Annotated in this window: 15 protein-coding genes; all 15 read left to right on the forward strand. The window is 67.7% G+C overall.

All coding sequences use genetic code 11. The features are described 5' to 3' along the window. The first annotated feature begins 26 nt into the window (after positions 1–26). Positions 27–1,211: a lipid-transfer protein gene (locus tag ACNFIA_RS27440; protein WP_416790144.1), complete on the forward strand. Its 1,185-nt coding sequence runs from the start codon at positions 27–29 to the stop codon at positions 1,209–1,211. Positions 1,212–1,227: 16 nt separating this feature from the next. Continuing rightward, on the forward strand, positions 1,228–1,671 hold the full coding sequence (locus ACNFIA_RS27445) for a MaoC family dehydratase N-terminal domain-containing protein (RefSeq protein WP_416790146.1): 444 nt from the start codon (positions 1,228–1,230) through the stop codon (positions 1,669–1,671). Positions 1,672–1,681: 10 nt separating this feature from the next. Then, positions 1,682–2,089, forward strand: coding sequence for a MaoC family dehydratase (locus tag ACNFIA_RS27450; protein ID WP_416790147.1), 408 nt, complete (start codon positions 1,682–1,684; stop codon positions 2,087–2,089). A gap of 15 nt (positions 2,090–2,104) precedes the next feature. After that, complete coding sequence (locus ACNFIA_RS27455; RefSeq protein WP_416790149.1) at positions 2,105–2,932, forward strand: SDR family NAD(P)-dependent oxidoreductase; 828 nt, start codon at positions 2,105–2,107, stop codon at positions 2,930–2,932. 66 nt (positions 2,933–2,998) lie between these two features. Beyond that, positions 2,999–4,147, forward strand: a complete 1,149-nt coding sequence (locus ACNFIA_RS27460; RefSeq protein ID WP_416790150.1) for an acyl-CoA dehydrogenase family protein — start codon at positions 2,999–3,001, stop codon at positions 4,145–4,147. Between the two features lie 67 nt (positions 4,148–4,214). Beyond that, positions 4,215–5,009 carry an enoyl-CoA hydratase/isomerase family protein gene (locus ACNFIA_RS27465; protein ID WP_416790152.1) on the forward strand — a complete coding sequence of 265 codons (795 nt, stop codon included), beginning with the start codon at positions 4,215–4,217 and terminating at the stop codon, positions 5,007–5,009. A 26-nt stretch (positions 5,010–5,035) separates the two neighbouring features. After that, positions 5,036–6,442, forward strand: coding sequence for a coniferyl aldehyde dehydrogenase (locus ACNFIA_RS27470; RefSeq protein WP_416790153.1), 1,407 nt, complete (start codon positions 5,036–5,038; stop codon positions 6,440–6,442). A 9-nt stretch (positions 6,443–6,451) separates the two neighbouring features. Beyond that, positions 6,452–7,543 (forward strand): Zn-dependent alcohol dehydrogenase, encoded by a 1,092-nt coding sequence (locus ACNFIA_RS27475; RefSeq protein ID WP_416790155.1) that lies wholly within the window; start codon positions 6,452–6,454, stop codon positions 7,541–7,543. A 16-nt stretch (positions 7,544–7,559) separates the two neighbouring features. Then, positions 7,560–8,537 (forward strand): NAD(P)H-dependent flavin oxidoreductase, encoded by a 978-nt coding sequence (locus ACNFIA_RS27480; RefSeq protein ID WP_416790156.1) that lies wholly within the window; start codon positions 7,560–7,562, stop codon positions 8,535–8,537. Next, on the forward strand, positions 8,534–8,980 hold the full coding sequence (locus ACNFIA_RS27485; RefSeq protein WP_416790157.1) for a PaaI family thioesterase: 447 nt from the start codon (positions 8,534–8,536) through the stop codon (positions 8,978–8,980). Before ACNFIA_RS27480 ends, ACNFIA_RS27485 begins: the two co-directional genes overlap by 4 nt. A 14-nt stretch (positions 8,981–8,994) precedes the next feature. Next, positions 8,995–9,384 carry a Zn-ribbon domain-containing OB-fold protein gene (locus ACNFIA_RS27490; RefSeq protein ID WP_416790159.1) on the forward strand — a complete coding sequence of 130 codons (390 nt, stop codon included), beginning with the start codon at positions 8,995–8,997 and terminating at the stop codon, positions 9,382–9,384. After that, positions 9,381–10,532, forward strand: a complete 1,152-nt coding sequence (locus ACNFIA_RS27495; RefSeq protein WP_416790160.1) for a thiolase — start codon at positions 9,381–9,383, stop codon at positions 10,530–10,532. Before ACNFIA_RS27490 ends, ACNFIA_RS27495 begins: the two co-directional genes overlap by 4 nt. 536 nt (positions 10,533–11,068) lie before the next feature. Continuing rightward, a complete protein-coding gene (locus ACNFIA_RS27500) occupies positions 11,069–12,262 on the forward strand; it encodes an acyl-CoA dehydrogenase family protein (RefSeq protein ID WP_416790162.1) in 1,194 nt (397 codons plus the stop codon). A 13-nt stretch (positions 12,263–12,275) separates the two neighbouring features. Next, positions 12,276–13,415, forward strand: coding sequence for an acyl-CoA dehydrogenase family protein (locus ACNFIA_RS27505; protein ID WP_416790164.1), 1,140 nt, complete (start codon positions 12,276–12,278; stop codon positions 13,413–13,415). 316 nt (positions 13,416–13,731) lie between these two features. Further along, positions 13,732–14,145 (forward strand): electron transfer flavoprotein subunit beta/FixA family protein (locus ACNFIA_RS27510; RefSeq protein WP_416790166.1); only part of this gene is annotated, 414 nt, incomplete at its 3' end.

The following is a 14,145-nucleotide window of genomic DNA, read 5'->3' on the forward strand; positions in this document are numbered from 1 at the left end:
GCACGCCCATCCCCAAGGAGAAACACATGAGCAATAAAGTAGTGGTGGCCGGGGTCGGCATGATCCCCTTCACCAAGCCGGGCCAGAGCGACGAGTACCACATCATGGGCGCCAATGCGGCCAAGGCCGCGCTGGCCGACGCCGGCATCGACTACGCGCTGGTGCAGCAGGCCTACGTCGGCTACGTCTACGGCGATTCCACCTGCGGCCAGGCGGCGGTGTATGGCGTCGGCCTGACCGGTATCCCGGTGGTCAACGTCAACAACAACTGTGCCACCGGCTCCACCGCGCTGTTCCTGGCGCGCCAGGCCGTGGAAAGCGGCGCCGTGGATTGCGCCATCGCCCTGGGCTTCGAGCAGATGGTGCCCGGCGCGCTCAAAGGCGCCTACACCGACCGCACCGGCCCGATGGACCGCTTCGCCAAGACCATGACCCAGGTGCAGGGCTTCGACGAGGCCGCGCCGCGTGCCGCGCAGTTCTTCGGCGGCGCCGGGCGCGCCTACATGAAGGAATACGGCATCAGCCGCGAGACCTTCGCCCGCATCCGTGTCAAGGCCAGCCAGCACGCCGCGCGCAACCCGCTGGCGGTGTTCCGCAACGTGGTCAGCGTCGACGAAGTGATGGCCTCGCCGATGATCTTCGACCCGCTGACCCGCCTGCAGTGCTGCCCGCCGACCTGCGGCGCGGCCGCCGCCATCGTCTGCTCCGAAGCCTTCGCGAAGAAGCACGGCCTGCGCAGCGACGTGGTGATCGCCGCCCAGGCCATGACCACCGACCGCAACAGCACCTTCGACGAAGGCGACATGCGCAAGGTCGTCGGTTACGACATGACCCGCAACGCCGCCAACCTCGTGTACGAGAAAGCCGGCGTCGGCCCGCAGGACATCCAGGTGGTCGAGCTGCACGACTGCTTCACCGCCAACGAGCTGATCACCTACGAAGGCCTGATGCTGACCCCGGAAGGCACCGCCGAGAAGTTCATCCTCGACGGCGACAACACCTACGGCGGCCGCATCGTCACCAACCCCTCCGGCGGCCTGCTGTCCAAGGGCCACCCGCTGGGCGCCACGGGCCTTGCCCAGTGCTTCGAACTGACCCGCCAGCTGCGCGGCACCGCCGATGCCACCCAGGTGGACGGCGCACGCTTCGCCTTGCAGCACAACCTGGGCCTGGGCGGCGCCTGCGTCGTCACCCTGTTCCAGCGCCAGTGATTCGGGAGCCGCGAGCATGATCGACAAGAGCCATATCGGCGCGGTGGTCTCCCGCCACACGCAACTGGTGGAGGCGGGGCGCCTGCGCTTCTTCGCCAAGGCCACCGGCCAGGCGGATGCGCGCTACACCGACGAAACCGCCGCCCGCGACGCCGGCTACCCCGGCCTGCCGGTGCCGCCGACCTTCCTCTTCTGCCTGGACATGGAAGCCGGCGGCTCGGGTTCGGTGCTCAAGCGCCTGAACATCGACCTCGGCCGCATCCTGCACGCCGAGCAGGGCTTCACCTACCACCGCATGGCCTTCGCCGGCGAGCGCCTCTGCTTCGAGACGAAGATCGTCGACATCTACGACAAGAAGGGCGGCGCCCTGGAGTTCGTGGTGCGCGAGACCCGCGTCAGCAACGAAGCCGGCGAACTGGTGGCGCAGCTGCGCAACAGCCTCGTCGTGCGCAACGGATAAGGAGCCGAACGTGAACCTGAATGCCATCGCCGTCGGCGACGAACTGCCAAGCTTCACCACCGACCCGGTGAACCGCACCACCCTGGCGCTGTACTGCGGCGCCTCGGGGGACCACAACCCGATCCACGTCGACATCGACTTCGCCAGGAAGGCCGGCATGCCCGACGTGTTCGCCCACGGGATGCTGTCCATGGCCTACCTCGGCCGGCTGCTGACCAACTGGGTACCGCAGGAACGCCTGCGCAGCTTCTCGGTGCGCTTCGCCGCCATCACCCAGCTGGGCGACGCCATCACCTGCACCGGCCGCGTGCTGGAGAAGGACGAGGCCGCCGGCACCCTGCGCCTGGAAATCACCACCCGCAACCAGGCGGGTGAAATCAAACTGTCCGGCGAAGCCGTCGTGGCCCTGGACGCCTGAAACAGGAGAACAACAATGAGCAACAAACTCGCAGGCCAGGTCGCCATCGTTTCCGGTTCCGGCCGTGGCATCGGCCGTGAAATCGCCCTCAAGCTGCACCGCGACGGCGCCGCCGTGGTGGTCAACGACCTTGACGCGGCCCCGGCCGAGGAAGTGGTCGCGCAGATCGTCGCCGAGGGCGGCCGCGCCGTCGCCTGCGTCGGCAGCGTCACCGACAAGGACTTCGGCGAGCGCTTCGTGAAGACCGCGCTGGAGTCCTTCGGCGGCCTCGACATCGTCGTCAACAACGCCGGCTACACCTGGGACAACGTGATCCAGAAGATGACCGACCAGCAGTGGGACGACATCATGGAAGTCCACGTCTCCGCGCCGTTCCGCATCCTGCGCGCCGCCTCGGGGCACTTCCGCGAAGCCGCCAAGAAGGAAGCCGAGGAAGGCCGCGAGGTGTTCCGCAAGGTGGTCAACATCTCCTCCGTCTCCGGCGTGATGGGCAACCCCGGCCAGGCCAACTACTCGGCGGCCAAGTCCGCGATCAACGGCCTGACCAAGGCCCTGGCCAAGGAATGGGGCCGCTACAAGGTCTGCGTCAACAGCGTCGCCTTCGGCCTGATCGAGACCCGCCTGACCTCCGCCGCAGCCGGCGAGGGCGCCACCATCAACGTCGGCGGCCGCGAGCTGAAGGTCGGCATCAGCGAGCAGATGGCGAAGAACGCCGCTGCGCTGATCCCCATGGGCCGCGCCGGCACCCCGGAAGAGGCCGCCGGTGGCGTGTACCTGTTCTGCATCCCGGAGTCCAACTACGTCTCCGGCCAGGTGCTGATTGTCGGCGGCGGTCGTCCCTGACCGTCCCTTTGCCGGCCGCCTCGCGCGGCCGGCTTTCTTATCCGAATCGCTTGCCGAGGAGCCGCCATGAGCGCCACTCAATCGCCGTGGATCACCGACGACCTGGTGATCTTCCAGGACTCCATTCGCCGCTTCATCGCCAACGAGCTGGTGCCCCATGAGGAGCGCTGGTGGAAGCAGCAGTACATCGACCGCGACATGTGGCTCAAGGCCGGCGAGTTCGGCATGTTGCTGCCGAGCATTCCCGAACAGTACGGCGGCGGTGGCGGCAACTTCGCTCACGACGCCATCGTCACCCTGGAACAGAGCCGCGCCATGTGCACCAGCCTGGGCACCAACGTGCACAGCGGCATCGTCGCGCACTACCTGCTGCGTTACGCCAGCGAGCAGCAGAAGCTCGACTGGCTGCCGAAGATGGCCCGTGGCGAGCTGGTGGCGGCCATCGCCATGTCCGAGCCGGGCGCCGGCTCCGACCTGCAGGCGATCAAGACCCGCGCCGTGCGTGACGGCGATGAGTACGTGATCAACGGTTCGAAGACCTTCATCACCAACGGCTACCACGCCGACATCATCCTGGTGGTGGCCAAGACCGACCCGGAGAAGGGCGCCAAGGGCACCTCCATCATCGTGGTCGAGACCCGCGACCTGCCCGGCTTCCGCCGTGGCCGTATCCTGGAAAAGATCGGCCAGAAGGGCCAGGACACCACCGAGCTGTTCTTCGACGACGTGCGCGTGCCGGCGGCGAACCTGCTCGGCCCGGAGGAGGGCAAGGGCTTCGTCCAGCTGATGCAGCAGTTGCCCCAGGAACGCATGATCATCGCCCTCGGTGCGCTGGCGACCATGGAGCGTGCCGTGGCCGAGACGGTCGAGTACGTGCGCAGCCGCAAGGTGTTCGGCCAGACCCTGCTGGACCTGCAGAACACCCGTTTCAAGCTCGCCGAGTGCCAGAGCACCGCCGTCATCGCCCGCGCGTTCGTCGACGACTGCATGGTCAAGGTGCTCAAGGGCAAGCTGTCCGGCGAGACGGCGGCCATCGCCAAGTGGTGGAGCACCGAGCAGAACTGCAAGGTGATCGACGAGTGCCTGCAACTGCACGGCGGCTACGGCTACATGCTCGAGTACCCCATCGCGCGGATGTACGCCAACGCCCGGGTGGGCCGCATCTTCGGCGGCTCCAACGAAATCATGAAGGAAATCATCGCCCGCACCCTGTGATGCGGGTGGGCCGGGCCGCCGCGTGCGGTCCGGCCACTCGCGCCGGGATGCCTGCCGCGAGGTACGCATGTCGAGCATCGAACTCTGCATAGAAGACGGACTGGCGCGCCTGACGCTGGCCAATCCGGAACGCAAGAACGCGCTGTCCACGGCCATGGTCGCCGAGCTGATCGACGCGCTTACCGCCCTGCGGCGCAACCCCGAGGTGCGCGCGCTGCTGCTGTCCGGCGCGGGCGGGGCGTTCTGCTCCGGCGGTGACGTCGGCAGCATGGGCGGCACCCCCGAAGCCGGCGCGGTGCGCATGCGCATGGCGGAAACCAACCGCCTGCTCGCCGCCCTGGCCGACTTCGACCGCCCGGTGGTGGCGCTGGTGGACGGCGTAGCCTACGGCGCCGGGTTCAGCCTGGCACTGGCCGCCGACTTCGTCATCGCCAGCGAGCGCGCGCGCTTCTGCATGGCCTTCGCCCGTATCGGCCTGGTGCCGGACCTGGCCGCTTCCTGGCTGTTGCCGCGCCTGGTAGGCATGCAGCGCGCCCGCGAGATCCTCTATTCCGCCCGCGAGATCGGCGCCGCCGAAGCGGTGCAGCTGGGCATCGCCCTGGAAAGCCACCCCGGCGAGCGCGCCAGCGAACGCGCCGAGGAACTGGCCCGTGCGCTGGCCCGTATGTCGCCGCCGGCCTTCGCCATGAGCAAGCGCCTGCTGGCCCGCAGCTTCGAGAACGACCTGGCCACCCAGCTCGACGCCGAAGCCGCCGCCCAGGCCGTGGCGCTCACCTCCGGCTACGTGAAGGAGGCTTCGGGCCGCTTCCTGCGCAAGGAAGCCCCGCTGTACCAGTGGCCGACGCCGCGCAACGACGAATAACCAGAAGAATCCATCAGGAGACCGCCATGACCCAGACCAGCCCCGGCGCCGCCATCCGCGCCGTGCTCGACCGCCAGCGCGCCGCGCACCTGTCCAGTGAACCGCTGAGCGCCGAGCGACGCATCGAGCTGATCGACCGCGCCATCGGCCTGCTGGTCGATCACCAGGACGAGATCATCGCCGCCGTGCGCGCGGACTTCGGCCAGCGCAGCGACGACTTTTCCCGCGTGGTGGAAGTGCTCTCGCCGCTGATGAGCCTGAAGCAGACCAAGGCCCAGCTCGCCGGCTGGATGCAGCCCGAGCCGCGCCACTGCGAACGCGGCGAAGCCTGGGTGGAGTACCAGCCGCTGGGCGTGGTGGGCATCGTCACGCCGTGGAACTTCCCGGTGAACATGGTCTTCACCGGCCTCGCCGGGGTGCTGGCTGCCGGTAACCGGGCGATCATCAAACCCTCGGAATTCACCCCGCACAGCTCGGCGCTGATCGCCCGGATGATCGCCGCGGTGTACGCCGAGGATGAAGTCGCGGTGATCACCGGCGGGCCGGAGGTCGGCCAGGCGTTCTGCGCCCAGCCCTTCGACCACCTGCTGTTCACCGGCGCCACCAGCATCGGCCGTCACGTCATGCGCGCCGCCGCCGAGAACCTGGTGCCGGTGACCCTGGAGCTGGGCGGCAAGTCGCCGACCATCATTTCCCGCTCGGCCGATTTTCAGGCCGCGGTGCACAAGATCATCGCCGGCAAGCTGCACAACGCCGGGCAGATCTGCCTGGCGCCGGACTACGTGTTCGTCCCCGAGGAATCGCTGGACGACTTCATCGCCAGCGCCCGCGAGGCGATCGCGCGCCTCTACCCGAGCCTGCGCGACAACCCCGACTACACCTCGGTGATCAATGCCCGCCACCAGCAGCGCCTGCAAGGCTACCTGGACGAAGCGCGCGAATCGGGGGTGGAGCTGATCGAGCTGAACCCGGCCGGCGAGGACTTCGCCGCGCAAGCCGGGCACAAACTTGCGCCGACCCTGCTGCGCAACCCCGGCGACGAGCTGAAGGTGATGCAGGACGAAATCTTCGGCCCGCTGCTGCCGCTCAAGCCGTACAAGACCATCGGCGAGGTGATCGCCTACATCAACGCCCACCCGCGTCCGCTGGGCCTGTACTACTTCGGCAGCGATGCCGACGAGCAGGCACTGGTGCTGCGCCGCACCACCTCCGGCGGGGTGACGATCAACGACGTGATCAAGCACGTCGGCGTCGAAAGCCTGCCCTTCGGCGGCGTTGGCCCTTCGGGCATCGGCGCCTACCACGGTCGCGACGGCTTCCGCACCTTCAGCCACGCCAAGGCGGTGTTCAAGCCGGCCGACGGCCCGGACCTGATGCGCCCGCCCTACGTCGAGCCGTTGCGCCAGGCCGTCGCCGCCCTGATCACCCGCTGAGGAGCCGCCATGAAAGCCGCTGTACTGCGCCAACCCGGCACGCCGCTGACCATCGAAGACGTCACCATCGGCAAGCCCGGCCCGCGCGAGGTGCTGATCCGTACCCGCGCGGTGGGCTTGTGCCATTCCGACCTGCACTTCATCGAGGGTGCCTACCCCTGGCCGCTGCCGGTGATCCTCGGCCACGAGGCGGCCGGTGTCGTCGAGCAGGTGGGCTCCGAGGTGCGCTCGGTGAAGCCCGGCGACCACGTCGTTACCTGCCTCTCGGCCTTCTGCGGGCACTGCCCGCACTGCGTTTCCGGGCACCTGTCGCTGTGCGTGTCGCCGGAAACCAAGCGCGGCAAGAACGATGAGCCGCGCCTGAGCGAAGTCGCCAGCCTCAAGCCGGTGAACCAGTTCATGAACCTCTCGGCCTTCGCCGAACAGATGCTGGTGCACGAGAACGCCTGCGTCGCCATCCGCCGCGACATGCCGCTGGACCGTGCCGCCGTGCTCGGCTGCGCAGTGATCACCGGCACCGGCGCGGTGTTCAACACCGCCCAGGTGCGACCGGGCGAGACCGTGGCGGTGATCGGCTGCGGCGGCATCGGCCTGTCGACTATCAACGGCGCGGCGCTGGCCGGAGCAGGGCGGATCATCGCCATCGACCGGCTGGAGTCGAAGCTGGAGCTGGCCAGGGCCTTCGGCGCAACCGACGTGATCAATGCCGCCGACGGCGACGCCGTGCAGCAGGTACTGGAGCTGACCCGGGGCGGCGTGCAGCACGCCTTCGAATGCATCGGCCTGAAGCAGACCGCCGAGCAGGCCTTCGCCATGCTCGCGCGCGGCGGCAGCGCCACGGTCATCGGCATGATCAAGCCCGGCGTGAAGCTGGAACTGAGCGGCCTGCACTTCCTCGCCGAACGGCGCATCCAGGGCTCATTCATGGGCTCGAACCGCTTCCCGGTGGACCTGCCGCGGCTGGTGGATTTCTACCTGCAGGGCCGGCTGAAACTCGACGAGCTGATTTCCCAGCGCATCAGCCTCGAGCAGATCAACCAGGGTTTCGACGAGCTGCGCCGAGGCGAACTGGCGCGCTCGGTCATCGTCTTCGACCAGTGAATCGCGGAGAACCGACATGAAGACACGTATTACCGAACTGCTCGGCATCCGCTACCCGATCATCCAGGGCGGCATGATGTGGGTCGGTCGCGCCGAGATGGCCGCCGCCGTATCCAACGCCGGCGGCCTGGGCATTCTTACCGCGCTGACGCAGCCGACGTCCGAGGCACTGGGCGAGGAGATCGAGCGTTGCCGGCGCCTCACCGACAAGCCCTTCGGCGTGAACCTGACGCTGCTGCCGTCGATCAACCCGCCGCCCTACGAGCGCTACCTGGACGTGATCATCGCCAGCGGCGTGAAGGTGCTGGAGACCGCCGGCAACAACCCCGGCGAGCACATCGCCCGCGCCAAGGCCGCGGGGATGACGGTGATCCACAAGTGCGTGGCCGTGCGCCATGCACTCAAGGCACAGAGCCTGGGGGTGGATGCGGTATCCATCGACGGCTTCGAGTGCGCCGGGCATCCGGGCGAGGACGACGTCCCCGGCCTGGTGCTGATCCCGCTGGCGGCACGGCGCCTGCAGGTGCCGGTGATCGCGTCCGGCGGCATCGCCGATGGCGAAGGCATGGCCGCCGCGCTGGCCCTGGGCGCCGAAGGGGTGAACATGGGCACGCGCTTCTGCGCCACCGTCGAGGCGCCGATCCACGACAACATCAAGCGTGCGCTGGTGGGCGCCACCGAGCGCGACACCCGGTTGATCTTCCGCACCCTGCACAACACCGCGCGGGTACTGCGCAACCCGATCTCCGAGGAGGTGGTGAGCATCGAACAGCGCGGCAACGCGCAGTTCGAGGACATCCGCCACCTGGTGGCCGGCGCCCGCGGCCGTGCGGCACTGGAAAGCGGCGAGGCGGACGACGGCATCGTCACCGCCGGGCAATGCGTGGGGCTGATCGACGACATTCCCAGCTGTGCCGAACTGCTCGAGCGCATGGTCAGTGAGTGCCGGGCCAGCCTGCAGCGGGCCCGGCGCTACGCGGAGGGCGACGCATGAGTGCCCGTGATTTCATCCAGGAGGAGGGCGCCGTGCCCGCCGGTTTCCAGCCCATGGAACGGCCGGGCTTCGTCACCCATTGCCGCGGCGTCTACGTCAACGTGGAACTGCGCAGGGTGGCCGCGCGGGTGCTGCCCGAACACCTCAATCCGCTGGGTATCGCCCACGGCGGCTTCCTCGCGACCCTGGCCGACACCGGTTTCGGCACGGCGATCAAGCTCACCGCCGGAACTGAATTGCCACCGGCGACCATCAACCTCGACATGGATTACCTGAGCCCGGCGTTGCTCGGGCGCTGGATCGAGGTCCGGGTGCAGATCCACAAGCTCGGCCGCAGCATCAGCGTGGCCAGCTGCGACCTGCTCGACGGCGACACCCTGGTGGCGCGCGGCAAGGGCACCTTCATCAACAACACGCGCAGCCTGCACGGCCGTGCGCCATGAACCAGGAGCCAGTCATGGTCGAGACTTCCCCAGCCGCCGCGCCCATCGGGCCGGAGGCGCAGTACCAGCGGTTCCTCCAGCGGGGCCGCTTCATGCTCCAGCGCAGCGCCTCCACGGGCCGCCATGTGTTCTACCCCCGCGTGGCCATCCCCGGCAGCGGCGAGACCGACCTGGAGTGGGTCGAGGCCACCGGCACCGGGCGCCTCTACGCCATCACCGTGAACCGCTCGCGCAATGCCAGCCACAACGTGGCGCTGATCGATCTCGACGAAGGCGTGCGCATGATGGCGCGCATCGAAGGCCGCGAAACCGCGCCCATCGGCAGCCGCGTGAAGGCGCGGGTCATCGAGGAAGACGGGCAGGCCCTGGTGGTGTTCGACGTGGTCGAGGAGGGTCAGGCATGAACACGTCCCTTCGTGGCAAGACCGCCATCGTCGGCATCGGCAGCGCCGGCATCGGTGAAGCCCACGGCTTCAGCGCCATGGAACTGCTCGGCCAGGCGTCGCTGAAAGCCATCGCCGATGCCGGGCTGAAACTCTCCGACGTCGATGCGGTGTTCTCCGCCACCAGTTCCCATGCCTTCCCGACGCTGTCGGTGTGCGAGTACCTGGGGATCAAGCCCAGGTTCGTCGACGGCACCAACGTCGGCGGTTCCAGCTTCGAGTGGCACCTGCTGCAGGCGACCCTGGCGCTGCAGGCCGGCCTGTGCGACGTGGCGCTGATCTGCTACGGCTCCAACCAGCGCACGGCCGGCGGCAAGCTGGTGTCGATGAGCGAGCCGCAATGGCACGAGACGGCCTACAAACCGCGCCACCCGATCACCTCCTATGCGCTGGCGGCCAGCCGGCACATGCACCAGTACGGCACCACCCGCGAGCAACTGGCGGAAGTGGCGCTGGCCGCTCGCGGCTGGGCCAACCTCAACCCGGAAGCCTTCGCCCGCGGCCCGCTGAGCATGGACGACGTGCTGGCCGCGCGGATGGTCAGCGACCCGCTGAGCGCCGCCGACTGCTGCCTGGTGACCGATGGCGCCGGCGCCTGCGTGATGGTCCGCGCCGACCGTGCGCGGGATCTGCCGAACACACCGGCGTACTTCCTCGGCGCCGGTGGCGCCCAGTGGCACCGTTCAGTGGTGTGCATGCCGGACCTGACCGTCACCGCCGCCTCGGAAAGCGGCCCGCGGGCCATGCAGATGGCCGGCGTGAGTCACGCCGATATTGATCTGGTGATGCTCTACGACGCCTTCACCATCAACACCATCCTCTTCCTCGAAGACCTCGGCTTCTGCCCGAAGGGCGAGGGCGGGCGCTTCGTCCAGGGTGGGCGCATCGCCCCTGGCGGCGAGCTGGCGGTGAACACCAATGGCGGCGGACTGTCCTGCGTGCATCCGGGGATGTACGGGATGTTCCTGATCCTCGAAGCGGTGACGCAGATTCGCGGCCAGGCCGGGGAACGGCAGTTGAAGAAGGCCGATATCGCGCTGCTGCATGGCAACGGCGGGACGCTATCGAGCCAGGTGACGGCATTGCTGGGGAGCGAGGCGGCGCTCTGACCGGACATGGTTCGCGGTGCCTGCCCTTGTAGGAGCGGACCTTGTCCGCGAAGGGTGGGCATGGCACGTCCTGTCAGGATTTCGCGGATAAGATCCGCTCCTACGAACATCCCACGGGGAAATGACCCTGTAGGAGCGAGCTTGCTCGCGAACCCGATTTTCCGGATGCGTAGGTGCGGCCGGTGACTCCTGTTCGCGAGCAAGCTCGCTCCTACGAGAAACCCTCTCCCTGAAGGGAGAGGGGACCGTTCGGTGCAGGAGGAAGCCAATGCGTCAGCCGGCACGTGCTGCCCCCTCTCCCTGAGGGAGAGGGCTGGGGGTGAGGGGGTAGCCCAGGCACGCAATCATCAGGTAAGCACAGAAAGCCCGCCCGGCCCATGCCGCGCGGGCTTTCTGCTTTCCGAACAAGATAAAAAATCCCTCCCGAAATTGGTCCGAACGAACTACAGCCAGCCCCGCGCCACGTCCCGATACTCGACAGTGAACCCCCGCCGTGAAAGCGGCCCACAAGAACAACAGGTCTGAGGAACGCCTCGATGGACATCCACTACACGCCCGAAGAGCTGGCCTTCCGTGAGGAAGTGCGGGCCTTCCTGCGCGACAAGCTGCCGGCCGAACTGGCTGCCAAGGTCAAGCTCGGCAAGCGCCTCTCCAAGGAAGACAACGTCTTCTGGATGCGTACCCTGAACGATCGCGGCTGGCACGCCTCCCTCTGGCCGGTGGAATACGGCGGCACCGGCTGGAGCGTGGTGCAGAAGTACATCTTCGAGGAAGAGTGTGCGATCTTCGGCGCGCCGCGCGTGCTGCCGTTCGGCGCGGTGATGGTCGGCCCGGTGATCATCCACTTCGGCACCGAGGAGCAGAAGGCCTACTTCCTGCCGCGCATCCTCGACATGACCCACTGGTGGGCCCAGGGCTATTCCGAGCCGGGCTCGGGCTCCGACCTCGCCAGCCTGAAGACCCGCGCCGTGCGCGAGGGCGACCACTACATCGTCAACGGCCAGAAGACCTGGACCACCATGGGCCAGCACGCCGACTGGATCTTCTGCCTGGTGCGTACCGACCCGCAGGCGAAGGCCCAGCGCGGCATCAGCTTCCTGCTGATCGACATGAAGACGCCCGGCATCAGCGTGCGCCCGATCATCACCCTGGACGGCGAGCACGAGGTCAACGAAGTCTTCTTCGACAACGTCAAGGTGCCGGTTTCCAACCTGGTGGGCCAGGAAAACGACGGCTGGACGTGCGCCAAGTACCTGCTCACCCACGAGCGCACCGGGCTGGCCGGCATCGGCTTCTCCAAGCAGCTGCTGCGCCAGCTCAAGGCCATCGCGGCGCGCGAGCGCAAGGGCGGCAAGCCGCTGATCGACGACCCGCTGTTCCGCGCCCAGGTCGCCGAGCTGGAGATGCAGCTGATGGCCGCCGAGATGAGCAACCTGCGCATCCTCGCCGCCGCCCGCGAAGGTGGTGGCAGCGGCGCGGAAAGCTCGATTCTCAAGGTACGCGGCACCGAGATCCGCCAGGCCATCACCCACCTGCTGCGCAAGGCCGTCGGCCCCTACGCGTTGCCGTTCCTCGAAGAGGAAATGGAGGCCTGCTCGGGTGACCTGCTGCACACCGACTACAGCGCCACCGCCGCCAGCCAGTACTTCATCATGCGCAAGCTGTCGATCTACGGCGGTTCCAACGAAATCCAGAAGAATATCGTTTCCAAAGTGAACCTCGGACTCTGAGAGGCAGCCGACCATGGACTTCAAACTCACGCAAGAGCAGCAGATGCTGCAAGACACGGCGGCGCGTCTGGTACGTGACGCCTATGGATTCGAACAGCGCGAGGCCTACCGCCGCGGCGAGCTGGGTTTCAGCGCCGACTTCTGGCGCCAACTCGGTGAGCTTGGGCTGACCGGCGTGTCTCTGCCCGAGGCTTACGGCGGTTTTGGCGGCGGCGTGGAGAGCATGCTGGTGCACACCGAACTGGGCCGCGGCCTGTGCCTGGAGCCTTACCTGCAATCGGTGGTGTTCGCCGGCGGCCTGCTGGCCCAGCTGGGCAGCGACGCGCAGAAGGACCAGCTGCTGACCCGCGTCGCCAGCGGCGAGCTGCAACTGGCAGTGGCCTTCGAGGAACCGCAGAGCCATTACGAACTGAACAGTGTGGCCACCCGCGCCGAGCCGGTGAACGGCGGCTGGCGTCTCTCCGGGCGCAAGGTCGCGGTGATCGGCGGGCACAGCGCCGGGCTGATCCTGGTGTCGGCCCGCGTCGCCGGCGGCGAGCAGGACGAGCAGGGTATCGGCCTGTTCCTTCTCGACCCGGCGGAATCCGGCGTGAAGCGCCGCGTTTACCCGACCGCGGACGGCCTCAAGGCCTGCGAGCTGTACCTGGACGGCGCCTTCGTCGCCAGTGAGCGCGTGCTGGGCGAACCGGGACAGGCCTTTGACGCGCTGCGCTACCAGCAGGGCCGCGCCATCGCCGCGCAGTGCGCCGAGGCCGTGGGCGCGATGGAAGCCACCTGCGAGCTGACCCTGGACTACCTGAAGACCCGCAAGCAGTTCGGCGTGGCCATCGGCTCCTTCCAGGTGCTGCAGCACCGCATGGTGGACATGCGCGCGGAGCTGGACCAGGCCAGCAGCATGGCGATTCTCGCCGCCTGCGTCGCCGACCAGCCCGACAGCGCCGAGCGCAGCCGCGCCCTGGCGGCCGCCAAGTACATCGCCACCCGCGCCGGGCGCTTCATCTCCGAGCAGTGCATCCAGCTGCACGGCGGTATCGGCCTGACCGACGAATACCTGGGCTCGCACTACGCCAAGCACCTGGTGATGATCAGCCACCAGTTCGGCGACGACGACCATCACTTGCAGGCCTTCGCCCGGTTGATGGAGGCGGCCTGACACCGTTCGCGACCCAAGCCGCTCCTACGAAGAGCGCAGCGGCGCAAGCCGGAACCTGTAGGAGCGAGCTTGCTCGCGAACCCGACCCAACCGCAGAACGCAGGGCGTATCACGCGCCATCGTTATCCGCCGATGGTCCGGATAACGCTGGCGGTCGGACCGTTTTTCGTACGACCAAAGGGGACACCTGGCCGTGGCTGGCGAACAGCTCCGCAGCGGGGTCTGTTCGCGAGCAAGCTCGCTCCTACAGGTTGCACCCATTCCAGAGTCACCCCTTGTTCCGGGCCGCGAGGCCCGGTTTTTTTCAGGAGTTCCCATGAAAATCCTCGTAGCCGTCAAGCGCGTGGTCGATTACAACGTCAAGGTCCGCGTCAAGGCGGACAACTCCGGCGTCGATCTCGCCAACGTCAAGATGTCCATGAACCCCTTCTGCGAAATCGCCGTGGAAGAGGCCGTTCGCCTGAAAGAGAAAGGCGTCGCCAGCGAGATCGTGGTGGTCTCGGTTGGCCCCAATGGCGCGCAGGAACAACTGCGTACCGCATTGGCGCTGGGAGCCGACCGCGCGGTGCTGGTCGAGAGCAACGACGAACTGAACTCCCTGGCCATCGCCAAGGCCCTCAAAGCCATCGTCGATAAAGAGCAGCCGCAGCTGGTCATCCTCGGCAAGCAGGCCATCGACAGCGACAACAACCAGACCGGCCAGATGCTGGCTGCGCTGACCGGCTACGCG

The organism is Pseudomonas sp. NY15437 (assembly GCF_048068435.1).
GTDB lineage: Bacteria > Pseudomonadota > Gammaproteobacteria > Pseudomonadales > Pseudomonadaceae > Pseudomonas > Pseudomonas nitroreducens_B.